The organism is Ectopseudomonas composti, from assembly GCF_001567565.1.
In the GTDB taxonomy this organism is placed as follows: domain Bacteria; phylum Pseudomonadota; class Gammaproteobacteria; order Pseudomonadales; family Pseudomonadaceae; genus Aquipseudomonas; species Aquipseudomonas composti_A.
On sequence record NZ_LSSW01000002.1, the window covers coordinates 72,598 to 95,422 of the forward strand.

Here is a 22,825-nt window from a genome sequence, read left to right on the forward strand (position 1 = left end):
TCCTGGCTCAGATTGCCACGCCACGGATGATCGAGACCGTGCAGTGGTAAATGTGCGACTTGGCCGCGAGGCACCAGTTCACGTCGTTGTTGTTGAACGGTCGGTACAGCGGCTCTTCACTGTCGTTGCGGGTGCAGGCGCATTGGGCACAGCTGTGCTTACCGCAGCAGTCGTTGTAGGAAATGATGTAGTCCTTGCCGTCCGCCGGGTTGCGGCAGGTGCCGATCCAGGTCACCTGAGAAGCTTCGGTGCCCGGTGGGCAGGAGGTGACGGAGCCGCCGCAGCAGCTGCAGAGGAAACCGTCGATGGAGCAGTAGCGCCAGTAGTCGCAGCTATTGGGGTCGCCCGGATCACCGGCCTGCGGGTTTTCGGCGGCCAGGGCCTTGCTGGTGCGGTCGATGGGCAGCAGCACGGGCAGGGCGGCGCCGGCGACCATCATTGAGCCGAGGCGACCGAGGAAGTTACGCCGCGAGGTAGTATCGGCCACGTGGCGAGTGGAGCGTTCGAACAAGCGATCTAGCAATTTCATGTCAGGGCTCCCTGGCTCAGTGGTTGTGCGCGCCGTGGGCGTGCTGGCTGTTGTGCAGGTACTGCTGGAGGGTGGCGCTACCCAGGTGCTCGGTCTCGAACAGGCTGTCGAGGTGCTCGCGGGAGTTGACCAGGCCCTTGGCGCGCAGCACGCCGGCGTTATCGATCAGGGCGGCGTAGGGCAGCTTGCCGATCTGGTAGGTCATGCCCACTTCCGGGCCGACCACGTAGGTGGCGTCTTCGAGCTTGTGCTCGGCGATCAGCGCTTTTTGCGCGTCCATGTCACCGTCGCTGACGTAGATCACGTCGAGGCGATGGGCCTGTTCCTTGGCGATGGATTTGATCGACGGCAACAGCGACTTGCAGATCGGGCAGGTGGGCGAGAGGAAGAACAGCAACTGCGCTTTCTCGCCGGCGTAGCCGAAGTTCACCGGGCGACCAACGCGGTCGACGGCAGTCACTTGCGGGGCGGGCTCGTTGACGGCCACGCCCTTGTCGACCATCAGCGCGCCGGCGGGCGCCAGGCGACCATGCAGCACGCCGATCTGGCGTACCAGGCCCATGACGGCGAAGGCCAGAGCGATCAGCAGGCACCACAGCAGAATGTTAGAAACGATCAGAGCTTCCATGATTCACCTTCCGATGAGTTTGAGCAGACGGGGACCGTTGGCCAGCAGGCCTTCGGCGGTGACGTAGATGAGCAGGGCCACGGCACTGGCGGCGATGACGACGAAAGCGTCGAACAGTCCCAGGCTGCGGCTCAGTGGCGGCAGGCTCGCAACCAGCGCCAGACCTACCAGAACGGCATTGCGTGCCAGCAGCACCGGGCGGATTGGCTGAGCTTGCTCCGGGCCCGAGCAGCCGCAGTCGATATCGCGCCGGCCGCGCCACAGGTTGATGGCGATGGCCAGCGCGTAACTGGCCAGCAGTGCGGCGGCGCCGAGTGCCGCCAGGTGGCGAGTGGCCGGAACCAGCAGAGCGAAAGCCAGGGCGGCCTCGATCCAGGGCAGTGTCCGGGAAACCGGACGTACCAGGGTCGAGGGCAGCAACTGGTAATCCTCCAGCTGATTGGCGAAGCGGGCTGGCGCACGCAACTTGTGGGTCGCGGCGCTGGCCAGGATCACCGTCACGGTGAGCGCGGCGGTGATGATGAAGATCGGATCAGGTTGCATGGGGGCACCTCACCAGTGGCTGAGGATCTGAGTCGCGGTCTTTTGGATACCTTCCATGGTGCCGGTATGTTTGCCACTTTTCAGATCGAAGACTTCCAGGCCGCCGCTGATGTTGGTGCCGAGCAGCAGGGGCTTGTCGTCGTTGGTGGCGTTCAGGCTCCAGATCGGGTTAGGTGCCTCCAGTGTGCCGACACGTTTGTGCGTCTTGAGGTCGAAGGCCCAGATGACCGTGCTCGGGTCTTCCCATTTCATCGGCTCATGGGCGTCGTGCATCAACACGTAGAGACGATTGAGCTTGGGTGCCACGGTGATCAGTTGCCAGCCGCCCGGTGCCCAGCCAGCCTTCTTGTCGGCGGCGTCGGTCACCAGTTCCCAGGCTGGCAGAATCTTCGGCTTGTCGCCGGAGAAATCCACGCCGCGCACGGTGCCGGTGGTGCTGACGAAGTAGTAGGTGTCGCCTACCGCGTAGGCGCGTTCCACCAGCTTCTCGGCGTTGGGGTCGAAGAAGGCGGTATTGCTGCGGGCGATCTCCTTGCCTTCGTCGTTCAGTGTCACCACCTGCAGGTTGCCATCACCGCAGAGGGCGGCGAAGCGGCGCTTGCCGACCGGGTAGTTGAGTACGCAGCCGGGCATCGCGATCTCGCCCGCAACGACCTTGGCCTTGCTATCCACCACGGTCACCGAGGTGGACGGGGTGAAGTTGAAGACGTAGACGAAGCGGTCGTCGCTGCTGGTGCCCAGGGAATAGCGCTGGGTCAGAGCCTGGATGCGTTTGCTGGGAATCACCACTTCCCAGTCCGGGGACAGGGTGCTGCTGTTCCAGGCGGTGAGCACGTCGGTGCGTGTGCCACGTGTGCCACGTGAATAGAACAAGTCGGCGGAGTACAGGTACTTGCCATCCCGACTCAGGGTCGAGGGCGCGGCGAAGCCGGTGCTGACCATCCCGAGCATTTTCTTCTTGTCCGGATCGACGACAACCACACGACCGGTCACGAAGTTATCGAACTCGACATCGACGATATAGGCGCGATGAGGCTCGGGGGGGAAAGGGAGGGTGGTCTGTCCTATACCTGGGTCAGCCGGTAACTCGGCGTGGGCATTTCCCAGGCCGATGAGCGTGATGCTCAGTGCAAGCGAGGCGTGGGTGAGGATCCTGTTTATTCGCATAGGGGGGCTCCCTGATTTTTTGAATGGATCACGACGGCGAAGTGGGGCCGCTAGTTTTCAGTATGCTGCTGGCCCTCTTTTCGAGTTTTAGTGTCCGTGCCATTCACTTGCGCACTTGTGCCAAGACTCCAGCTCCAAGGCGCGCTCAGTCACCTGCCCAGGCCAGTGGGGCCTTACTGGCGCAACGGGGGCATTGCAGCCCCCGTTGGTTTTCCGCCTGAAATCAGGATGTCAGTTTCCATCCATTCTAGTCGCGCTCAGGTGCGGAACTGTTGCATCAGTTCCTGCTGGTGGTTGGCCAGTTCGTTGAGTTGCTGACTGACATGAGCCGACTGCTCGGCCTGACCGGACAGGGACTCGGTGACGTTGCGGATCGCCTCGACATTGCGGTTGATTTCCTCGGCCACGCTGCTTTGTTCCTCGGCGGCGCTGGCGATCTGCAGGTTCATCTCGGTAATGAGGTTGACGGCCTTGTCGATGCGCTCCAGCGCGGCCACGGCCTGTTGCACCTGGCTGACGTTGCGCTGCGCCTGGCCATGGCTGGCTTGCATGCTCTGACTGACTTCATGGGTGCCGTTCTGCAGGTTTTCGATGACCTGGCGGATCTCTTCTACCGAGTCTTGCGTGCGTTTGGCCAGGTTGCGGACTTCATCGGCGACCACCGCGAAGCCGCGGCCGGCCTCACCGGCACGGGCTGCCTCGATGGCGGCGTTGAGGGCCAGCAGGTTGGTCTGCCCGGCGATCGAGAGAATCACCTCCAGCACCGAACCGATCTGTTCGCTGCTTTGCGCCAGGTTCTGCAGCTGCAGCATGCCCTCGCTCATTTCCCGGGCCTGGGCCTGAATCGCTTCGGTGGTCTGGATGATCACCCCCAGTCCTTCGCGGCTGGCCAGGTCGGCATTACGCGCCGCCTCGGCTGCCTGCGCCGCGCTCTGCGCCGAGGTGTTGGCTGTCGCGGACATCTCGTGCAGGGCGGTGGCGACCTGATCGATCTCGCGAAACTGTTGCTGCATGCCTTCGCTGGTCTGGTGCGCGATCTGTGCCGATTGATCGGCGGTTTTGCGGGCGTCGCGCACCGAGCCTTGAACCTTGGCAATCACTGGCTGCAGCTTGTCCAGGAAGCGATTGAAGGCCAGGGCCAGCCGGCCGAGTTCATCGTTGCGCGCGTAGCTCAGACGGCGGGTCAGGTCGCCCTCACCGTCGGCGATGTCTTCCAGCATCCCTGCCAGGCGCAGCAGCGGGCGAGTGATCCCGCGTGCGGCCAGCCAGATGATCACCACACCCAGCAGCGCCGCGGCCAAGCCCAGGGCGAACTCCAGGATGGAGCGCTGCACCAGCTCCTGTTCCATGCGCACCTTCATGGCTTCGGCAGGCGCCTGAAGAACCTGCTCGGGGACTTCCAGCAGCACGCCCCAGGGCTTGCTGCCGGTCACCGGGATCAGAGGTTGAAGCACGCCGAGACGGCCATTCAGCGAGAGGGTCTGCGGTTGGTTCTTGGCCAGTGCGGAAAACACTTCGCTCGCCTGGTCTGGCAGTACCTCCTGCAAGGTCTTTCCCAACTGTGCAGCATCCCGGCTATGGGCGGCCAGCAGGCCGGAGGGACTGATGATGCTGACCGATCCGTGGCCTTCGTACAATTCGCTGCTGGCGGTCAGGGCGTCCTGCTGCAGGCTGTCGAGGCTGATGTCGAGGCCGATCACCGCCACGACCTTGCCGTTCTCCAAGAGCGGAAAGGCGATGCTGGTGACCAGTCTTCGGGTACCTGATGAGTCGTCGAAATAGGGCTCCAGCAGGCAGAGTTGGCCGCTATCTCGCGGGCATGTGAAGAACGCGTTGAACGGTGCGCCGCTCGGGCCGGGGGAGGTATCGGCCAGAAGCGACTCGTCGCCCATTATGGGCTGCAGCTCTCCGGGTTTGGCCTGCAGCCAGTAGAGGGCGAATCGCCCGGCATCGTTGCTGCCCAGATCGTTCTGCCCACGGAACTGGCCGTCCTGGCCATCGAGGGCGTCGGGCTGGAAGATGAGGAACAGGCCGAGCAGCTCCGGGCGCTGCTCCAGGGCCTTGCGCAGCTCGCTGGTCAGCCGGCTGCGCAGTTGCTCGGCGGGCATCTCGCCCTGTGCTGCCAGCTCGCGCAGGTACATCAGGTGCCGTGCCAGGCCCAGGCCGTATTCGTGAGTGCGAGTGAAGGTACGCTGGATGCGCAGCGCCTGTGCCTGACCCTGCGCCTGCAGGTTCAGGCGCGCGGCCTCGGCGAGCATCTCCGAGCTGGACTCCTTGACTCGTTCAGTGCTGGCGCGTGTCTCATAAAGAGACAAACCCACCAGCATGGCCACTATCAGAATCAGGCAAAAGCTGACTAGCAGGGTGATCTTGCTTTGGATGCTCAAATTGGTTCCGGGCATTTTGGAGCGCTCCGCAAGAGCGCGGGGCGTCAGCGCCCCGCATACAGTCAGAATTGAGTGACGAACACCAGTTGGCTATAGAGGTTGCGGTTGTCGTTGCCGAGCTGGGTACCACCCTGGTTTGCCTGGCGGTCCGGTTGGTACAGGCCCACCACCGGCATCACGATCAGGTTGTCGCTGACGGCCCATTCCGCATAGAAATCTAGTTCACGTCCGTCGAAATTACCCAGGCTGCGGTCCAGGGTATTGAAGTCGAACCAGAGGGCGCCGATGCTGAGGTTCTCCAGCGGCGACACCTTGACGGCCACGTGATGGACCTGGGTATTGCTGTTGAATGGCCCGGAGTAGTTGGCCGCGACTTCGCCCTGGAACCAGGTGCCATAGCCCCGGCTGAAACCGAAGAACAGCGGGTCGTAGCCTTCCGAGAAGCGGCTGTAGCGGTAGTTTACGCTGGGGCTCCAGGCCACGTCGGAAAAGGTCCAGCCGGCTTCCAGGTACCAGGCGTCTTCCTTGCCGCCGCTCTTCCTGTCCTGCCAGGCATATTCGCCGGAGAGGAACAGGTCTTTGACCCCTGCATTGCCCTGGCCGCGCACGCTGTAGGTCTTCATGCCGTCACGTCCAAGTTGCGCGGGCGAGGCGTACTGCTTGTCGATATCGCGAATATCGATCACGGTCAGGCCCAGGGTACCAGCGTCGGAAACATGCTCCAGGGTGCCCACCAGCATTTCCGGCTTGGCCTGGGCGCGGTTGTCCGACTTGAGCCACATCAGGTCGCCACGCAGGCCCTGGTTGCCGCCCAGGCGCAACACGGCGGTCTGGTCGAAGGCCTTGCGCGCCGCCAGCCAGTAGGCGCCGCCACGGTCGTACTCGCCATCGGCCAGGCCGTTGCCCAGGTTCAGGGCGTCGCCATTGATCAGGAACCCATCGCCGACGCGGACGTTCTGGCGGCCGAAAGACAGATCCACGCCGTCTTCGCCGAGGGCCTCGAAGAGGTTGCCCGAACGCCAGCCCAGGTAGGCGTCCTCGATCTTGGTGGTGCGCTCGGAGCCGTCGGTGAAACCGGCGGCATCACCGTCGCCCCAGGTGCCCGAACTCAGCAGGTTGAAGGCGCCGTAGCCGGTTCCCGAGCCGGCCAGGCCCTGGTCGAAGCTGATGCCGTACTTCACGTAGCCTTCACGCCAGGAGGACGAGCCCGCGTTCTTGCTGCCGCTGGTGGCGTAGTTTTCCCGGCTGTGGAACAGGCCGAAGGCGGCTTCGAGGTTGGCGTTCAGATGAGTGTCATCGTCCGCATATAGCTCGTAGGCGCTGGCTTGAGTCGCGGTGCCGATCAGAAGGGCGAGAGAGGAGAGTCGTAGTAGACGGGACGTGTGCATGGCGGCTTCCTTTTTTTCTTAGTATGAGTGGAGGTGTGTGGCTCTGACTCGATACTAAGACGTTGTGAAGAACCCACCTTGTGCGTCTTTGCCAAGGACTTGATCCTCTGTGCCAGATTAGCCTAGCAGGGCGTGGGTGAGAGCATGGCGAGCCTGCCCGATTGAGGGGGCGGGCGATGCAGAAACCGGCCCGAGGGCCGGTTGTTCAGCGGTTGTAACCTGCGTTACTGCGCCTGTGGACGTTTCAGTACCAGGGTCAGGATGTCGTAGCTGGCTACCAGTTCGCCGAGCTGGTTGCTGACTTCCACGTCCCAGGCCACCACGCCCTGAGGCTCGCCTTTGGGGCTCTTCTTGCCCTGGTCGATCTTGCGTTTGCAGGTCAGGCGCGCCTGGATGGTGTCGCCGATGCCCACCGGGTTGATGAAGCGCAGGGTGTCCAGGCCGTAGTTGGCCAGTACCGGGCCCGGTGCCGGGGAGACGAACAGGCCTGCGGCAGCGGAGAGCACGAAGTAGCCGTGGGCGATGCGTTTGCCGAACTGCGACTCCGTGGCTGCCAGCTCGTCGAAGTGCATATAGAAGTGATCGCCCGACAGGCAGCCGAAGTTGACGATGTCCGCTTCGGTGACGGTGCGGCGGTGCGTCAGCAGGGATTCGCCGATCTGCAGTTCGTCGAAGTAACGGCGGAACGGATGCACCTCGGTCTCGATCACCTGGGCACCGCGCACGTGCTCGCGGGTCACCGCGGCCAGCATGCTCGGCGAGCCCTGGATGGCGGTGCGTTGCAGGTAATGCTTCACCGCACGCACGCCGCCCAGCTCTTCGCCGCCGCCGGCCCGGCCCGGGCCGCCATGCTTGAGCACCGGCAACGGTGAGCCGTGGCCGGTGGATTCGGCAGCGGCTTCGCGGTCGAGGATGTGTACGCGGCCATGCAGGGCGGCCATCACTGGCACTGCACGGGCGGCGACGGCCGCATCCTTGGTGACCAGGCTGGCCACCAGGCTGCCCTTGCCGCGGGCGGCCAGGGCGATGGCTTCGTCCAGGTCGTCGTAGGCCATCAGGGTGCTGACCGGGCCGAAGGCCTCGATGTCGTGGGCACCGCCTTCGGCGTGCGGATCGCGTGCACGCAGCAGGGTGGGGGCGAAGAAGGCACCTTCGCTGACGCCCTCGCCACGGGGGGCGAAGCCGTCCTGGGCGCCGAACAGCAACTCGCTACCGGCCAACAGGGCTTGCAGGCGCTCGCCAACGTCAGCCTGCTGCGCGTGGGAGGCCAGCGCGCCCATCTTCACGCCCTCCACCGAGGGGTCGCCCACCACTACCTTGGCCAGGCGCTCACGCAGGCGCTCGGCCACGGCGTCGATGTGTTTCGCCGGGACGATGGCACGGCGGATGGCGGTGCACTTCTGCCCGGCCTTGACGGTCATCTCGCGGGCCACTTCCTTGACGAACAGGTCGAACTCCGCATCGTCCGGGGTGACTTCCGGGGCGAGGATGGCGCAGTTCAGCGAGTCGGCCTCGGCGTTGAAGGGGATCGAGTTGCGCACCAGGTTGGCGTTGACCCGCAGCTTGGCGGCGGTGTCGGCGGAGCCGGTGAAGGTCACCACGTCCTGGCCTTGCAGGCGGTCCAGCAGGTCGCCGGTGCCGCCGATGATCAGTTGCAGGCTGCCTTCGGGCAGCAGGCCGGACTCGTGCATCAGGCGCACCGTGGCTTCGGTCAGGTAGCTGGTGGCGCTGGCCGGTTTGATGATGCAGGGCATGCCGGCGAGGAAGGTGGGGGCGAACTTTTCCAGCATCCCCCAGATGGGGAAGTTGAAGGCGTTGATGTGCACGGCCAGGCCGCCGCGCGGCACCAGGATGTGGCTGCCGGCGAACAGGTTCTTCTTGCCCAGGGGCATGACCGGGCCTTCGTGGACGATGTTGCCGGAGGGCAGCTCACGGGCGCCGACGCCGGCGTAGGCGAACAGGGTGCCGGTGCCGCCCTCGATGTCGATCCAGCTGTCGGCACGAGTGGCGCCGCTGTGCTGGGAAATGGCGTAGAGCTGTTCCTTGCGCTCGTTGAGGTACAGCGCCAGGGCCTTGAGGCACGCGGCGCGCTGCTGGAAGTCCAGGGCCATGAGCGCCGGGATGCCGCGCGAGCGACCGAAGTCCAGGGCTTCGGCGAAGTCCAGCGCCTCTTCGTGGGTGTGGAACAGGGGCTGGCCGTTGACCGCACTGCGCAGTAGCTGGGCGCCGTGTTGGCCGATCCAGCGGCCACCGATGAAGCTTTGCAGGGTGGGGGCGTTGCTCATGGGAATTCTCCGTGACAAAGGCCAGCACCTGGGGTGCCGGCCGGGGTTCGTGGTTGGCCTACCAGAGGGCGAGGGTGTAGCCGAGGATCAGGCGGTTCTCGTCGAGGTCGGTGCTCAGGCCGTTGCCCGAGCGGAAGGTGACGTTGCGCCAGCGCAGGCTCAGGCCCTTGAGGGCACCGCCCTGGATGACGTAGGCGAGGTCGCTGTCGCGTTCCCACTCTTCGCCGTGATCACCGCTGGCGGTCTTGGCGTTGCGGCCGTCGACGTAGCGGGTCATGAAGCTCAGGCCCGGCAGGCCAACGGCGGCGAAGTCATAGTCGTAGCGCAGTTGCCAGGCGTCCTCCTCGGCGCGGGTGAAGGTGTTGTAGGTCACCAGGTTCACCACGTAAGGGTCGCCGCCGTTGAGGAAGGGAAAGGCGCTGCTGCCGGACATGCGCTGGAACGCGGCGCTGATGCGGTGCCCACCCTGGCTCAGGCTGAACATGGCGTTGAGGTTGCGGTTGTCGATGCGCCCGGCACGTGCGGCGCCGTCGCCACGGCTGTCGAAGTAGCGCAGGTCGCTCTTCAGGCTGAAGCCGCCGGGCAGCGGCAAGCTGTGCACCAGGCCGGCGAACTGCTGACGGTAGATGTCGTCGAGCTTGCCGTAGTAGTAGCTGACCGCCAGCTGCGGGCTGATGGCGTAGGTGCCGCCGGCGAAATCGAAGGCATCGCTGCTGACGGCGCCGTAGCCGATGTCGTCACGGCCGGAGGAGTCGCGCAGGTTGACGCGGGTCAGGCGGCCGCCGTTGAGGGTCAGACCGTCGACCTCCTGGCTGGTCAGCATCCCGCCCTGGAAGGTGGAGGACAGCAGGCGGGTGTCGTTGTAGCTGACTACCGGTAGCTGCGGCTGCAAGGTGCCCAGGCGCAGCACGCTGTTGGCAGCGCGCAGCTTGGCGGTCAGCCCCAGTTCGCTGTAGTCGTCCACCGGCTGCTTGTCGGCGGGATCGAAGGGCAGCAGGCCGGTGCCACGGCGGTCGCGGCTGGAATCCAGCTTGACGCCCAACTGGCCGATGGCGTCGAGGCCGATACCGACGCTGCCTTCGGTGAAACCGGAACTGATCCGCGCGGTGAAGCCCTGGGCCCATTCTTCGGCCTTGGACTGGGCCGCGCCGTGCTGGCGGAAGTCGCGGTTGAGGTAGTGGTTGCGTAGCTCCAGGCTGGCCTTGCTGTCGTCGATGAAGCCGGCCAGGGCCGGCGTGGCCAGAGGTAGGGCCAGGGTGGCGAGTAGTGCGGTGGTGCGGTTGAGGTTCATTGTTGTTGTGTCCGTCAATCCGTTGGAGTCAGTGGCGGCTGGCAGCACTGGCGCCGATGCCGGTCATGGAGCGGATGAACTGCGCCAGGTAGCGGCCGCGTTCCTGCCGGGCGCGCTCGGAGGTGTCGGTCACCGAGAGCAGCCAGGCACTGAAGAAAGCCAGGGTCATGGAGAACAGCGCCGGGTTGGCGTAAGGGAACAGCGGCGTTTCGTGGTGCAGCACGTTGACCCACACCGCCGGGCTCAGCACCAGCAGGACGATGGCCGAGAGCAGCCCGGCGAGGCTGCCGGCGACCGCGCCCCGCGTGGTCAGGCCCTTCCAGAACATGGAAAGGAACAGCACCGGGAAGTTGACCGACGCGGCGATGGCCAGCACCAGGCCGGAGAGGAAGGCGATGTTCTGCGACTCGAAGAGCAGGCCGAGGATCACCGCCAGCACGCCGATGCCGAGGGTGGCGATACGCGAGACGCGCATTTCCTCGCGCTCGCTGGCCTTGCCCTTGCGCAGTACGCAGGCATACAGGTCGTGGGACACCGCCGAAGCACCGGAGAGTGCCAGCCCGGCCACCACGGCGAGGATGGTGGCGAAGGCCACGGCGGAGATGAAACCGAGGAACAGGCTGCCGCCCACCGCCTGGGACAGGTGCACCGCCACCATGTTGCCGCCGCCGATGATGGCGCCAGCGGCGTCGCGGAACTCGGGATTGGTGCCGACCATGACGATGGCGCCGAAGCCGACCACGATCAGCAGCAGATAGAAGTAACCGATGAACCCGGTGGCGTAGAACACGCTCTTGCGCGCTTCACGGGCGTCGCTGACGGTGAAGAAACGCATGAGGATGTGCGGCAGACCGGCGGTGCCGAACATCATGCCCAGGGCCAGGGAGATGGCGTCGATGGGGTTCGACAACAGTCCGCCCGGGGCCATGATCGCGCTGCCCTTGGCGTGCACCTCGGTGGCGGCGGCGAACATCGCCTCGGTGCTGAAACCGAAGTGGCGCAGCACCATGAAGGCCATGAAACTGGTGCCGGAGAGCAGCAGCACGGCCTTGATGATCTGTACCCAGGTGGTGGCCAGCATGCCGCCGAAGGTCACGTAGAAGACCATCAGCACGCCCACCAGCAGCACGGCTTGCAGGTACGACAGGCCGAACAGCAGCTCGATCAGCTTGCCGGCACCGACCATCTGCGCCACCAGGTAGAGCAGCGCCACGGTCAGGGTGCCGAAGGCGGCGGTGATGCGGATCGGGCTCTGCTCCAGGCGGTAGGACACCACGTCGGCGAAGGTGTACTTGCCCAGGTTGCGCAGGCGTTCGGCGATCAGGAACAGGATGATCGGCCAGCCGGCGAGCACGCCCAGGGCGTACAGCAGGCCGTCGTAGCCGTTCATGAACATCATCGCCGAGATGCCCAGGAAGGACGCCGCGCTGATCATGTCGCCGGCGATTGCCAGGCCGTTCTGGAAGCCGCTGAGGCCGCCGCCGGCGGTGTAGAAGTCGGCGGTGGAGCGGGTGCGCAGCGCGGCCCAGCGAGTAATACCGAGGGTGAACAGGACGAAGGCCAGGAACATGTAGATGGCCGTCCAGTTCAGCGGGCGGCCGCTGTCGGCGGCGAAGGCCAGCGGCGAGGCCAGCAGGCCGGCGCCGAGCAGCAGGGAAGTGAGTGCTTTCATGGGGCGAGCACCTCTTTGACCTTGTCGTTGAGCGGGTCGATGACGCTGTTGGTCTGCGCGACGTAGATGCCGGTCAGGGCGAACGACAGCAGGATCACGCCGACGCCCACCAGCATGCCGACGCTGGTGACGCCACCGCTGAGGGACTGGCCGAGCGCGCCGGGAGCGAAGGCCACCAGCAGCACGAAGCCGTAGTAGATGACCAGCATGGCGGCGGTGAGTGACCAGGTGAGGCGCTGCTTGCGCCGTACCAGCTGGATGAAGTCCGGGTGCTGGCTGATGCGTTCGAGGTCGTGCGGGCTCATGTTTGCTCTCTCTTGTTGTGGTTGTAGAGGCGGTGCGACGCAGGTGAAGCGGGTGGAGTCCTTTGTAGGAGCGAGCTCTGCTCGCGAGCGAACACATGCTCGAGCCAACGTTTCGCCAGCAGAGCTCGCTCCTACGATTCGGGTGAGGCCTTGGCAGGGCGCTGTCAGAGTTGGTCGAAGTCGAGGACGACCTTTTCGCTGACCGGATAGGACTGGCACGAGAGCACGTAGCCGGCGGCCACCTCGTAGTCCTCCAGGGCGAAGTTGCTGTCCATTTCCACCTCGCCTTCGATGACCTTGCACTTGCAGGTGGAGCACACCCCGGCCTTGCACGAGTAGGGCAGTTCCAGGCCCTGGGCGTTGCCGGCGTCGAGCACGCTCTGGGTGTTGCGTGGCAGCTCGAAGTTCAGGGCGCGGCCGTCGCTGATGACGGTGATCTGGCTGCTGACGCTGTCGGCGCTGCGGGCTGCCTCGCGTGCTTCGCGGCGAGCGGCGCCGCCTTCGCTGGCGAACAGTTCGAAGTGGATGCGCTCGCTGGGCATGCCGTGCTCGCGCAATTGCTCCCGCACGGTTTCAGTCATGCTCTGCGGGCCGCAGATAAAGGCGGCGTCCAGCGCATCGACCTGGATCCAGCGGCTGAACAGCTGGCTGCATTTGCCGGCATCGATATGACCGTTGTACAGATCCACGTCCTGTTGCTCGCGGCTGAACACGAAGATCAGGTTGAGGCGTTGCAGGTAGCGGTTCTTCAGATCCTCCAACTGCTCACGAAACAGTGCCGAGGCGCTGGAGCGGTTGCCGTAGAGCAGGGTGAAGCGGCTTTGCGGTTCGCGCTCGAGGGTGGTCTTGATGATCGACAGGATCGGCGTGATGCCGCTGCCGGCGGCCACGGCCAGGTAGTTGCCGCGACGGCTGGGCTCGATGGGCACGAAGAAGCGGCCATCCGGCGGCATGACTTCGAGCTGCTGGCCGACCCGTAGCTGGTCGTTGGCGTAGCAGGAGAAACGGCCACCGGCGACGCGCTTGATGGCCACCCGCAGCTCGCCATCGCCGGTGCCGGTGCAGATGGAGTAGGAGCGCCGTACTTCCTCGCCGTCCAGCTCGGTGCGCAGCACCAGGTACTGGCCCTGGGTGAAGTGGAAGGCGTCGGCCAGGTCGCCGGGAACGTCGAAGGCGATGGACACCGCGTCACGGGTTTCGGCGCGGACGTCCTTGATGGTCAGGCTGTGGAACTTGCTCATTGTTGTTCTCCGGCGGAGAAACATTGCGCTCGCGACGTTTCTCCCGCTCCTCTAGATGCACTTGAAGTAATCGAATGGTTCCAGGCAGTCCTTGCAGCGGTGCAGGGCCTTGCAGGCGGTGGAGCCGAATTCGCTGAGCCGTTCGGTGTGAGCACTGCCGCACTGCGGGCAGCAGATCTCCACCTCTTCGCCGAGCAGGCTGCGCTTGCTGGCGCTGCCCTGTGGCGGGGCGATGCCGTAGGCGCGCAGTCGTTCACGGCCTGCGGCGCTGATCCAGTCCGTGGTCCAGGCGGGCGTCAGGCAGCGCTCCAGGCGCGGGGCGAAACCCGCCTGCAGCAGCGCCTGCTCGATGTCCCGTTCGATGACCTCGGTAGCCGGGCAGCCGGAGTAGGTGGGAGTCACCAGCACATGCAGGGTGCCGCCGTCGGGGCTCAGCGCGCGCACGATGCCGAGGTCGACCACGCTGACCACCGGGACTTCCGGGTCCATCACCGCGTCCAGTACCTGCCAGGCGCGATCGACGTCACCGGCCCCCAGGGGCGCGCGGTCGCTGGCGATCAGCTCACCAGCTGGCATCGGGGTAGGCCCGCTGAAGGAACTGCATTTCGGCCAGCAACAGGCCCAGGTGCTCGGTATGCAGGCCGCGGCGCCCGGAAAGGTAGAAGTGGCTGGCCGCTTCCGGCACGGGCAGGGTGGCGCGGGCGAAGGTGTCGGCCACCTTGGCTTGCCAGCCGGCGGTGACGTCCTGCTGGGCGGGCGCGATGCCGGCCTCGCACAGGCGTTGCTCGAGGTCGTCGGCATTCACCAGCTCGACGCTGAAGCGCCACAGTTCCTGCACGGCGGTGAGCATGCGCTGGTGGCTGTGCTCGGTGCCGTCACCCAGGCGCTGCACCCACTCGCTGGAGCGGCGCAGGTGGTAGGTGACTTCCTTGAGGGCCTTGGCGGCGATGCCGGCGATGCGTGCATCCGTGGAGCTGGACAGGCCGTGCAGCACCTGGAAGTGCCAGGCGTCGTAGAGGAACTGCTTGGTCATGGTGACGGCGAAGTCGCCGTTGGGCTGCTCCACCAGCAGCAGGTTGCGATAGGCGCGCTCATCGCGGCGGAAGGCCAGGTGATCGGCATCGCGGCCATCGTTGAGCAGTTCGGCGGCATATTCCAGCCAGTTGCGGGCCTGGCCCACCAGGTCGAGGCCGACGTTCATCAACGCCAGTTCCTCTTCCAGGGCCGGGGCGCGGCCACACCATTCGCACAGGCGCTGGCCCTGGATCAGGGCACTGTCGCCGAGGCGCAGGAGGTATTCGATCAGATCGTGCTGGGCGGTCATGGCTGGTGCCTCACATGTGGCCGACTTCGGCGGGCAACTCGTAGAAACTGGCGTGGCGGTAGACCTTGTCCTGGGATGGGTCGAACAGCGGCTCTTTCTCATCCGGGGAGGAGGCGGTGATCAGTGCCGAGGGCACCACCCACAGGCTCACGCCCTCGTTGCGTCGGGTGTACAGCTCGCGGGCGTTCTCGATGGCCATTGGCGCATCGGCGGCATGCACGCTGCCGACATGCTTGTGGTTGAGGCCGTGCTTGCTGCGGACGAAGACCTCGAAAAGGGTCCATTCACTCATGTGCGTATCTCCTCGCGCTGGCCCGCATTGGCGGGGCAGGGGTTGTCGGTTCAGGCGGCGTCGAGTTTGTGTTGTTGTTTGCGCGCATAAGCCACGGCGGCTTCACGCACCCAGGCACCGTCTTCGATGGCCTTGCGGCGGGTGGCGATGCGTTCGTGGTTGCACGGGCCGTTGCCCTTGAGCACGGCGTAGAACTCGCTCCAGTCGATCTCGCCGAAGTCGTAGTGGCCGCGTTCTTCGTTCCACTTCAGGTCGGGGTCGGGGGCCGTGCAGCCGAGCAGCTGCAGTTGCGGCATGGTCTGGTCGATGAAGCGCTGGCGCAGCTCGTCGTTGCTCTGGCGCTTGATCTTCCAGGCCATGGACTGGGCGCTGTTGGGGGAGTCGGCATCGCTCGGGCCGAACATCATCAGGGCCGGCCACCAGAGGCGGTTGATGGCGTCCTGCACCATGTCCTGCTGCGCCTGGTTACCGTGACGCATCATGTGCAGGAGGATTTCGTAGCCCTGGCGCTGGTGGAAGGACTCTTCCTTGCAGATGCGGACCATGGCGCGCGAGTAGGGGCCGTAGGAGGTGCGTTGCAGCACCACCTGATTGACGATGGCAGCACCGTCCACCAGCCAGCCCACGGCACCCATGTCGGCCCAGTTCAGGGTCGGGTAGTTGAAGATGCTCGAGTACTTCACCTTGCCGGCATGCAGCTTGGCGATTTCCTCGTCACGGCAGGCGCCCAGGGTTTCCATGGCGCTGTACAGGTACAGGCCGTGGCCGGCTTCGTCCTGGATCTTGGCCATCAATTGCAGCTTGCGCTTGAGGGTCGGGGCGCGGGTCACCCAGTTGCCTTCGGGCAGCATGCCGACGATCTCCGAGTGGGCGTGCTGGGACATCTGCCGGATCAGCGTCTGGCGGTAACCGTCGGGCATCCAGTTCTTCGGTTCGATCTTGATTTCAGCGTCGATCTTTTCCTGGAAGGCGCGTTCCTCGGGAGGCATTTCCTCCAGCGTCTTCACGCGCTTCACGCCGGTCTCAACCAATTGTGCGTACATGCCGTTCTCCAGCTGTGCGGGGTTCGTGGGGTGGCGTTGCCATGGTGATATTTTTAAATGATACGTAAAAAAATATCAAACACTAAAATGTGTATCGGATTAGATTTTTGTATCGTATCTGAAAGCCGTCCTCATGCTTTCTGGTCATGAGCGAGGAAGGGGAAAGCGTCATAAGTGCGCTTGGAGTCCGATAGCGTCTAGCGGCAATAGAATTTTCCGTGGCGTAGATAGCGCCCAGAGCCGTGGCACGGGATGCTCTATAAAGAGACACAAAAATATATTCTTGTTTTATATTTCGGTTTTATTTGATGAGCGAATGCAGCCGTGAGGCAGTCGGCTGCATCTCGGGTTGTTGTCGGTGAGGGGGTAGGCGTGCGAGGCGCTGGCAATGCAGCGCCTCGCACAGTGGTGCGCTTACAGGTTGCGCTTGTCGTACACGTGGCAGGCCTTGCCTTCGGAGCGTTTCAGCGAATAGCTGGGACGCAGGACGATGCGCGAGCTGATGCCAATGTAGGTCTTGATGTGCTTCGACAACTCGTTGCACAGGGACTGCTGCTGGGCTTCGCCCAGGCCATCGTGCTCGTGCTTGAGTTCGACATGGATCTCGATGCTGTCCAGATTGCCGTTGCGGAACAGGTGGATCTCATAGTTCTCGGAGAGCTGGCGAACCTTCAGCACCTGCTCTTCGATCTGGGTCGGGAACACGTTCACGCCACGGATGATCAGCATGTCGTCGCTGCGGCCGGTGATCTTGTCCATGCGCCGCATCGGGCGTGCGGTTCCAGGCAGCAGGCGGGTGAGGTCGCGGGTGCGGTAGCGGATCATCGGCAGCGCCTCCTTGGACAGGGAGGTGAACACCAGCTCGCCGTACTCGCCGTCCGGTAGCACCTGGCCGGTCACCGGGTCGATGATCTCGGGGTAGAAGTGGTCTTCCCAGATGGTCGGGCCATCCTTGCTTTCGGCGCATTCCATGGCGACACCTGGCCCCATGATTTCCGACAGGCCGTAGATGTCCAGGGCGGTGATGCCCAGGCGCTCCTCGATGGCCCGGCGCAGCTCGGCCGTCCAGGGTTCGGCGCCGAAGATGCCGAGGCGCAGCGCCAGCTTGTGCGGGTCGATGCCCTGGCGCTCGATCTCGTCCGCCAGGTTCAGCATGTACGACGGCGTGACCATGATGATGTCGGGCTGGAAGTCGCGGATCAGTTGCACCTGCTTCTCGGTCTGGCCACCGGACATGGGGATCACGGTGCAGCCCAGGCGCTCGGCGCCGTAATGCGCGCCGAGGCCGCCGGTGAACAGGCCGTAGCCGTAGGAGACATGCACCTTGTCGCCCTTGCGCCCGCCGGCTGCGCGAATCGAGCGCGCCACCACGTTGGCCCAGGTGTCGATGTCGTTCTGCGTGTAGCCCACCACGGTCGGTTTGCCGGTGGTGCCGCTGGAGGCATGGACGCGCACGACCTCGCTCTGTGGCACGGCGAACATGCCGAAGGGGTAGTTGTCGCGCAGGTCACCCTTGCTGGTGAAGGGGAACTTGGCCAGGTCGTCCAGTGACTTGAGGTCGTCCGGGTGTATGCCGGCCTCGTCGAAGCGGCGGCGGTAGAGTGGCACGTTGTCGTAGGCGTGTTTCAGGCTCCAGCGCATGCGCTGCAGCTGGTGCTGGCGCAGTTCATCGACGCTGGCGGTTTCGATCGGGTCAAGCAGGGCACGTTGGGCATCATGGTACATGTTCATGGTTTCACTCGAGTTGTTCTTGTACGCCAGCCCGGCAGGGGCCGCGAGTGTCATGAGGGAGCATAGCGCTCCCGGTTCTTGGGGTAGTTCGCGCTCCGTGTCAGAGTCTTTGCTGTGCCTGCCAGTCCGCCGCTTTCACGATGAATGGCAGGGCGTGCGCTCCTTCGTGAGTCAAATTCGTTCGATGATCAGGGCGATGCCCTGGCCGACGCCGATGCACATGGTGCACAGGGCGTAGCGGCCACCGCGTTCTTCCAGTTCATGCAGGGCGGTGGTGACCAGGCGGGCGCCGCTCATGCCCAGTGGATGGCCGAGGGCGATGGCGCCGCCGTTGGGGTTGACCCTGGCGTCGTCGTCGGCCAGGCCCAGTTCGCGCAGCACGGCCAGGCCCTGGGCGGCGAAGGCTTCGTTGAGTTCGATCACGTCCATCTCGGCCAGGGTCAGCCCGGTCAGCTCCAGCACCTTGCGGGTGGCTGGCACCGGGCCGATGCCCATGATGCGTGGCTCGACCCCGGCGCTGGCCATGCCGACCACTCTGGCGCGGGCCTCCAGCCCGTGCTGGCGGGCGGCGGCGGGGCTGGCCAGGAGCAGGGCGCAGGCGCCGTCGTTGACGCCCGAGGCGTTGCCGGCGGTGACCGAGCCGCCGGCGCGGAACGGCGTGCCCAGTCTGGCCAGTTGCTCCAGGGTGGTGTCGCCACGCGGATGTTCGTCCTGGCTCACTACCTTGGGTGGCCCTTTGCGCTGGGCAATCTCCACGGCGACGATCTCTTTCGCCAGGCGTCCGTTGGCCTGGGCGGCGGCGGCGCGCTGTTGGCTACGCAGGGCGAAGGCGTCCTGGTCGGCGCGGGAGATGGCGAATTGCGCGGCGACGTTTTCGGCCGTCTCCGGCATGGAGTCGATGCCGAACTCGGCCTGCATCAGCGGGTTGACGAAGCGCCAGCCGATGGTGGTGTCGAACAGCTCGGCCTGGCGCGAGAAGGCGGTTTCCGCCTTGCCCATAACCAGTGGCGCGCGGGACATGGACTCGACGCCGCCAGCGATCATCAGTCCGGCCTCGCCGCAGCGCAGGGCGCGCGCCGCGCTGCCCACAGCATCGAGGCCGGAACCGCACAGGCGGTTGAGGGTGGTGCCGGGCACGCTCTGCGGCAGGCCGGCGAGCAGCGCGGCCATGCGCGCGACGTTGCGGTTGTCCTCGCCGGCCTGGTTGGCGCAGCCGTAGATCACGTCGTCCACCGCGTTCCAGTCCAGCTCCGGGTGGCGCTCGCGCAGGGCGCGAATAGGGATGGCGCCGAGGTCGTCGGCACGCACGCTGGCCAGCGCGCCGGCATAGCGGCCAATGGGGGTGCGCACGGCGTCGATGATCAGGGCATCGTGCAGTTGGGCGTCATTCATCAGGGGTCTCCTGCGCCAGCACTGTGCCGCGCACTCTGTAGGATTTGCCGTGGAACAGGGCGATCAGTTGCCCGTTCTGGTTCTCGATACGCACGTCGTAGTTGCCGGTGCGTCCGCTGCGGCTCTGCTCGCTGGCCTGGGCGGTAAGGGTGTCACCCAGGCTGGCCGGGGCCACATAGTCGATGCTGCAGCCGATGGCCACGGTGGCCTCGTTATAGCTGTTGCAGGCAAAGGCGAAGGCCGAGTCGGCCAGGGCGAACAGGTAGCCGCCGTGGCAGGTGCCGTGGCCCTGGACCATGTCGGCGCGCACGCTCATGCCGACCTGTGCCTGGCCGGGTGCCACGGAGATCAGGCGCATGCCCATGGCCTGGCTGGCGCTGTCGCGCTCGAACAGCGCGCGGCCGCACTCCACTGCCAATGACAGTGCTTCATAGTTGGTCATGGAAGACCCTCCCTTCGACGGCATGACGCCGCAGCAGCAGTGATGGGCGGTAGCGGGTTTCGCCGTAGGCCGCCTGCAGGTTGTCGAGAATGCGCAGCACGCTCGGCAGGCCGATGGCGTCGGCCCAGGCCAGCGGCCCCCGGGGGTAATTGACGCCGGCCTGCATGGCCAGGTCGATGTCCGCCGCCGAGCCAACGCCTTGCAGCACGGCATCGGCGCCCTCGTTGGCGAGCATGGCGACGGTGCGCAGTACGGCGAGGCCCGGCAGGTCGGCCAGCGGGCTGGCCGTGATGCCGGCGCGTTGCAGCAGCGCCACGGCCTGGTCGCGGGCGAGTTTGGAGGTGTCGGCTGCCCAGCTGATGCCGAGGCGGCTGGCCTTGGCGTAGTCCAGCGCCAGATCCAGCAGCACCAGGTTGGCCAGGCCATCCTCGCGGGCACGCTGGCTGGCCAGGCGCCCGTCGGAGAGTGCCAGCACCGCGTCACCGACCCGCAGCAGGCCGGCGCCGTCACGCCGGGTCACCGCCAGACCGGCCGCCTGCAGGCGTGCCAGCAGCGGCTCGGCCGCACCCAGGTCGCCCTCCACCACGCAGCCGTCGACGCTCAGGTCGCTGCTCAACTCGCTGGCGTTGGGGCGCTGGGCACCTTCGGCGTAGTCGTAGAAGCCGCGACCGCTCTTGCGGCCCAGGCGGCCGGCGTCGACCAGTTCCTTCTGGATCAGCGAAGGCTGGAAGCGGAAGTCGCCGTAGTAGGCGTCGAACACCGAGCAGGTGACGGCGTAGTTGACGTCATGGCCGATCAGGTCGGTGAGCTCGAAGGCGCCCATGCGAAAGCCACCGGCATCACGCAGCAGCGCATCGAGCGTGGCGCAGTCGGCGGCGCCTTCCTGCAGCAGGCGTAGGCTTTCGGCATAGAAGGGGCGCGCCACGCGATTGACGATGAAGCCCGGAGTGGAGCGGGTGTGCACCGGCTTCTTGTTCCAGGCTTTGGCGGTGGCATGCAGGCTGTCGGCCAGCGCAGGGTCGCTGTCCAGGCCCGATACGATCTCCACCAGAGCCATCAGCGGTGCCGGGTTGAAGAAGTGCATGCCGATCACCCGACCAGGGTGCTTCAGGCCGGTGGCCAGGCTGGTGATCGACAGCGACGAGGTGTTGCTGGCGAGGATGCAGGTGGGGGCGCACAGCGCTTCCAGTTCGCGCAGCAGGCTGCGTTTGACCTCCAGGTTCTCGACTATGGCTTCGATCACCAGGTGGGCATCGGCCAGCTCTTGCAGTGCGTCTGCAGGTTGCAGGCGAGCGACGATGGCACGTTGTGCGTCGGCGTCGAGCTTGCCTTTCTCGACCAGGCGAGCGAGCTGGCGGGCGATGCCCTCCACGGCCTGGGCGGCGGCGCCGGGGCGGTTGTCATAGAGGCGCACCGGATGGCCGGCCTGGGCCGCCACCTGGGCGATGCCGGCACCCATGGCGCCGGCGCCGATGACGGCGACGAGTGAGGTGTTGGGCAGGGCAGGCATGGGCTCAGCGTCCTTTGAAGGCAGGGGTGCGTTTGGCCATGAAGGCGCTGACGCCCTCGCGGTAGTCCTCGCTGCGACCGGCCAGGCGCTGCAGATCGCGCTCCAGTTCCAGTTGCTCGTCGAAGCCGTTGTTCAGGCTGGCGTTGAGGCTGCGCTTGATCAGCGCCAGGCCGTAGGTGGGCTGGGTCGCCAGATGGCGGGCCAGCTTGAGGGCTTCGTCGCGCAGCTCGGCGTCGTCCACCACGCGGTAGATCAACCCCCACTGCTCGGCCTGCTCGGCGCTGAGGCGCTCGCCCAGCAGGGCCAGGGCCTTGGCACGGGCCATGCCGACCAGGCGTGGCAGGGTCCAGGTGCCGCCGGAGTCGGGGATCAGGCCGATCTTGCAGAAGGCCTGGATGAAGCTGGCGGAACGGGCGGCCAACACCAGGTCGCAAGCCAGGGGGATATTGGCCCCGGCGCCGGCGGCGACGCCGTTGACCGCGCAGATCACCGGCATGGGCAGGTCGCGCAGGGTGCGGATCAGCGGGTTGTAGAACTGCTCGATGGAGGCGCCCAGATCCGGCGCGGCGCTGTCCGGCGCGACGTTGCGGTCGGCCAGATCCTGACCGGCGCAGAAGCCACGGCCCTCACCAGTCAGCAACAGGACGCGAACCTCCGGGTTCTGGCGTACCTGCTTGAGGGCTTCGCGGACTTCGCCGTGCATCTTGGCGTTGAAGCTGTTCAGTTGCTCTGGGCGATTGAGGCTGAGGGTGGCGACACCCGCCTCGATGGCAAAGAGGATGTGGTCGAAGGTCATGTCTCGGGCGCTCCGGTGCGGCGGGAGAGGGTGGCCAGTGGTCACTGGCCGGTGAAGTCGGGACGACGCTTTTCCTGGAAGGCGCGGATGCCTTCGTCGCGGTCGCGGGTGCCGGCCAGCAGGGTGAAGGCGTGGCGCTCGAAGCGCAGGCCGCTGGCCAGGTCGGTGTCCTCGGCCTTGAGCACGGCCTCTTTCGCCAGGCGCACGGCCAGCGGCGCCTTCTGGGCGATCAGGCGGGCGATGGCCATGGCCCGCTCGACCGTGAATTCAGGCTGGGTCACTTCGCTGACCAGTCCGGCACGCAGGGCGTGGCGGGCGTCGATGGACTCGCCACCGAGCACCATCTGCATGGCCAGGGATTTGCCCACCGCGCGTAGCAGACGCTGGGTGCCGCCAGCGCCGGGCATGATGCCGAGGTTGATTTCCGGCTGGCCGAAGCGCGCGTCCTCGCCGGCGATGAGGATGTCGGCGTGCATGGCCAGCTCGCAGCCTCCGCCCAGGCAGAAGCCATTGATGGCGGCGATCAGCGGTTTGCTGAAGCGGGTGATGCGCTGCCAGTGCGCCAGGCGTGGGTCATTGAGGATGCCCACCAGATCGCGCTCGGCCATTTCCTTGATATCGGCGCCGGCGGCGAATGTCTTGCGGCTGCCGGTGATGACCACCACGCGGGTGTTGATGTCCTGCTCGGCGAGATCCAGTTCGCTGGCCAGCTCGGCGAGCAATTCGGTGTTCAGCGCATTGAGCGCCTCGGGGCGCTGCAAGGTGATTAGGCGGACGCCCTGCTCTGGCTGCAGGACGGCAAGGGTACGAGGCATGGCGAACGTCCTCTGCTGCACGCGCGGCTTGGTGCCAGCCGCTC

General features: G+C 65.6%; 21 protein-coding genes. All 21 read right to left on the reverse strand.

Features of this window, described 5'->3' with window-relative positions; translation table 11 throughout:
- Positions 1-7: 7 nt before the first annotated feature.
- The gene (locus PCLY_RS00370; RefSeq protein ID WP_061237223.1) at positions 8-529 is read right to left on the reverse strand and encodes a methylamine dehydrogenase light chain; all 522 of its coding nucleotides are present in this window, start codon (positions 527-529) and stop codon (positions 8-10) included.
- Between the two features lie 16 nt (positions 530-545).
- Positions 546-1,157 carry a methylamine dehydrogenase accessory protein MauD gene (gene mauD, locus PCLY_RS00375; protein WP_061237225.1) on the reverse strand — a complete coding sequence of 204 codons (612 nt, stop codon included), beginning with the start codon at positions 1,155-1,157 and terminating at the stop codon, positions 546-548.
- A gap of 3 nt (positions 1,158-1,160) precedes the next feature.
- Positions 1,161-1,700: a MauE/DoxX family redox-associated membrane protein gene (locus tag PCLY_RS00380; protein ID WP_061237227.1), complete on the reverse strand. Its 540-nt coding sequence runs from the start codon at positions 1,698-1,700 to the stop codon at positions 1,161-1,163.
- A gap of 9 nt (positions 1,701-1,709) precedes the next feature.
- Positions 1,710-2,867, reverse strand: a complete 1,158-nt coding sequence (locus PCLY_RS00385; protein WP_061237230.1) for an amine dehydrogenase large subunit — start codon at positions 2,865-2,867, stop codon at positions 1,710-1,712.
- 257 nt (positions 2,868-3,124) lie between these two features.
- Positions 3,125-5,269, reverse strand: a complete 2,145-nt coding sequence (locus PCLY_RS00390) for a methyl-accepting chemotaxis protein (protein ID WP_061237232.1) — start codon at positions 5,267-5,269, stop codon at positions 3,125-3,127.
- Between the two features lie 47 nt (positions 5,270-5,316).
- Positions 5,317-6,642 carry an alginate export family protein gene (locus PCLY_RS00395; RefSeq protein WP_061237233.1) on the reverse strand — a complete coding sequence of 442 codons (1,326 nt, stop codon included), beginning with the start codon at positions 6,640-6,642 and terminating at the stop codon, positions 5,317-5,319.
- A 224-nt stretch (positions 6,643-6,866) separates the two neighbouring features.
- Positions 6,867-8,927: a phenylacetic acid degradation bifunctional protein PaaZ gene (gene paaZ, locus PCLY_RS00400; RefSeq protein WP_061237234.1), complete on the reverse strand. Its 2,061-nt coding sequence runs from the start codon at positions 8,925-8,927 to the stop codon at positions 6,867-6,869.
- A 58-nt stretch (positions 8,928-8,985) separates the two neighbouring features.
- Positions 8,986-10,218, reverse strand: a complete 1,233-nt coding sequence (locus PCLY_RS00405) for an OprD family porin (RefSeq protein WP_061237235.1) — start codon at positions 10,216-10,218, stop codon at positions 8,986-8,988.
- Between the two features lie 28 nt (positions 10,219-10,246).
- Positions 10,247-11,890: a cation acetate symporter gene (locus PCLY_RS00410; RefSeq protein ID WP_061237236.1), complete on the reverse strand. Its 1,644-nt coding sequence runs from the start codon at positions 11,888-11,890 to the stop codon at positions 10,247-10,249.
- On the reverse strand, positions 11,887-12,195 hold the full coding sequence (locus tag PCLY_RS00415) for a DUF485 domain-containing protein (protein WP_061237238.1): 309 nt from the start codon (positions 12,193-12,195) through the stop codon (positions 11,887-11,889). Before PCLY_RS00415 ends, PCLY_RS00410 begins: the two co-directional genes overlap by 4 nt.
- Before the next feature lie 164 nt (positions 12,196-12,359).
- Entirely contained in the window at positions 12,360-13,436 is a 1,077-nt protein-coding gene (paaE, locus tag PCLY_RS00420) for a 1,2-phenylacetyl-CoA epoxidase subunit PaaE (RefSeq protein WP_061237240.1), read from the reverse strand.
- Between the two features lie 51 nt (positions 13,437-13,487).
- Positions 13,488-14,012, reverse strand: a complete 525-nt coding sequence (gene paaD, locus PCLY_RS00425; protein ID WP_061237242.1) for a 1,2-phenylacetyl-CoA epoxidase subunit PaaD — start codon at positions 14,010-14,012, stop codon at positions 13,488-13,490.
- A complete protein-coding gene (gene paaC / locus PCLY_RS00430; RefSeq protein ID WP_061237244.1) occupies positions 13,999-14,760 on the reverse strand; it encodes a 1,2-phenylacetyl-CoA epoxidase subunit PaaC in 762 nt (253 codons plus the stop codon). The genes paaD and paaC overlap by 14 nt, the downstream gene beginning before the upstream one ends.
- A 10-nt stretch (positions 14,761-14,770) precedes the next feature.
- Positions 14,771-15,052, reverse strand: coding sequence for a 1,2-phenylacetyl-CoA epoxidase subunit PaaB (gene paaB / locus PCLY_RS00435; RefSeq protein WP_061237246.1), 282 nt, complete (start codon positions 15,050-15,052; stop codon positions 14,771-14,773).
- Between the two features lie 50 nt (positions 15,053-15,102).
- Positions 15,103-16,095, reverse strand: a complete 993-nt coding sequence (gene paaA, locus PCLY_RS00440; RefSeq protein ID WP_061237250.1) for a 1,2-phenylacetyl-CoA epoxidase subunit PaaA — start codon at positions 16,093-16,095, stop codon at positions 15,103-15,105.
- A gap of 414 nt (positions 16,096-16,509) precedes the next feature.
- The gene (paaK, locus tag PCLY_RS00445; protein WP_061237251.1) at positions 16,510-17,826 is read right to left on the reverse strand and encodes a phenylacetate--CoA ligase PaaK; all 1,317 of its coding nucleotides are present in this window, start codon (positions 17,824-17,826) and stop codon (positions 16,510-16,512) included.
- 171 nt (positions 17,827-17,997) lie between these two features.
- The gene (gene pcaF / locus PCLY_RS00450; RefSeq protein ID WP_197432112.1) at positions 17,998-19,203 is read right to left on the reverse strand and encodes a 3-oxoadipyl-CoA thiolase; all 1,206 of its coding nucleotides are present in this window, start codon (positions 19,201-19,203) and stop codon (positions 17,998-18,000) included.
- A 7-nt stretch (positions 19,204-19,210) separates the two neighbouring features.
- Complete coding sequence (gene paaI, locus PCLY_RS00455; protein ID WP_061237255.1) at positions 19,211-19,660, reverse strand: hydroxyphenylacetyl-CoA thioesterase PaaI; 450 nt, start codon at positions 19,658-19,660, stop codon at positions 19,211-19,213.
- Positions 19,647-21,170, reverse strand: a complete 1,524-nt coding sequence (gene paaH / locus PCLY_RS00460) for a 3-hydroxyacyl-CoA dehydrogenase PaaH (RefSeq protein ID WP_061237257.1) — start codon at positions 21,168-21,170, stop codon at positions 19,647-19,649. Before paaH ends, paaI begins: the two co-directional genes overlap by 14 nt.
- Before the next feature lie 4 nt (positions 21,171-21,174).
- Positions 21,175-21,966, reverse strand: coding sequence for a 2-(1,2-epoxy-1,2-dihydrophenyl)acetyl-CoA isomerase PaaG (gene paaG, locus PCLY_RS00465; protein ID WP_061237259.1), 792 nt, complete (start codon positions 21,964-21,966; stop codon positions 21,175-21,177).
- A 41-nt stretch (positions 21,967-22,007) separates the two neighbouring features.
- Positions 22,008-22,781, reverse strand: coding sequence for a 2,3-dehydroadipyl-CoA hydratase PaaF (paaF, locus tag PCLY_RS00470; RefSeq protein WP_061237261.1), 774 nt, complete (start codon positions 22,779-22,781; stop codon positions 22,008-22,010).
- Between the last annotated feature and the right edge of the window lie 44 nt (positions 22,782-22,825).

Coding starts and splice junctions, on each gene's coding strand:
- PCLY_RS00390 (WP_061237232.1), bottom strand. CDS start 5,269: ATGCCCGGAACCAATTTGAGCATCCAAAGCAAGATCACCCTGCTAGTC.
- PCLY_RS00385 (WP_061237230.1), bottom strand. CDS start 2,867: ATGCGAATAAACAGGATCCTCACCCACGCCTCGCTTGCACTGAGCATC.
- paaC (WP_061237244.1), bottom strand. CDS start 14,760: ATGACCGCCCAGCACGATCTGATCGAATACCTCCTGCGCCTCGGCGAC.
- paaI (WP_061237255.1), bottom strand. CDS start 19,660: ATGACCAACTATGAAGCACTGTCATTGGCAGTGGAGTGCGGCCGCGCG.
- PCLY_RS00380 (WP_061237227.1), bottom strand. CDS start 1,700: ATGCAACCTGATCCGATCTTCATCATCACCGCCGCGCTCACCGTGACG.
- paaF (WP_061237261.1), bottom strand. CDS start 22,781: ATGCCTCGTACCCTTGCCGTCCTGCAGCCAGAGCAGGGCGTCCGCCTA.
- paaZ (WP_061237234.1), bottom strand. CDS start 8,927: ATGAGCAACGCCCCCACCCTGCAAAGCTTCATCGGTGGCCGCTGGATC.
- PCLY_RS00405 (WP_061237235.1), bottom strand. CDS start 10,218: ATGAACCTCAACCGCACCACCGCACTACTCGCCACCCTGGCCCTACCT.
- paaE (WP_061237240.1), bottom strand. CDS start 13,436: ATGAGCAAGTTCCACAGCCTGACCATCAAGGACGTCCGCGCCGAAACC.
- paaG (WP_061237259.1), bottom strand. CDS start 21,966: ATGACCTTCGACCACATCCTCTTTGCCATCGAGGCGGGTGTCGCCACC.
- PCLY_RS00370 (WP_061237223.1), bottom strand. CDS start 529: ATGAAATTGCTAGATCGCTTGTTCGAACGCTCCACTCGCCACGTGGCC.
- paaK (WP_061237251.1), bottom strand. CDS start 17,826: ATGAACATGTACCATGATGCCCAACGTGCCCTGCTTGACCCGATCGAA.
- paaA (WP_061237250.1), bottom strand. CDS start 16,095: ATGTACGCACAATTGGTTGAGACCGGCGTGAAGCGCGTGAAGACGCTG.
- paaD (WP_061237242.1), bottom strand. CDS start 14,012: ATGCCAGCTGGTGAGCTGATCGCCAGCGACCGCGCGCCCCTGGGGGCC.
- mauD (WP_061237225.1), bottom strand. CDS start 1,157: ATGGAAGCTCTGATCGTTTCTAACATTCTGCTGTGGTGCCTGCTGATC.
- PCLY_RS00395 (WP_061237233.1), bottom strand. CDS start 6,642: ATGCACACGTCCCGTCTACTACGACTCTCCTCTCTCGCCCTTCTGATC.
- paaH (WP_061237257.1), bottom strand. CDS start 21,170: ATGCCTGCCCTGCCCAACACCTCACTCGTCGCCGTCATCGGCGCCGGC.
- paaB (WP_061237246.1), bottom strand. CDS start 15,052: ATGAGTGAATGGACCCTTTTCGAGGTCTTCGTCCGCAGCAAGCACGGC.
- PCLY_RS00410 (WP_061237236.1), bottom strand. CDS start 11,890: ATGAAAGCACTCACTTCCCTGCTGCTCGGCGCCGGCCTGCTGGCCTCG.
- PCLY_RS00415 (WP_061237238.1), bottom strand. CDS start 12,195: ATGAGCCCGCACGACCTCGAACGCATCAGCCAGCACCCGGACTTCATC.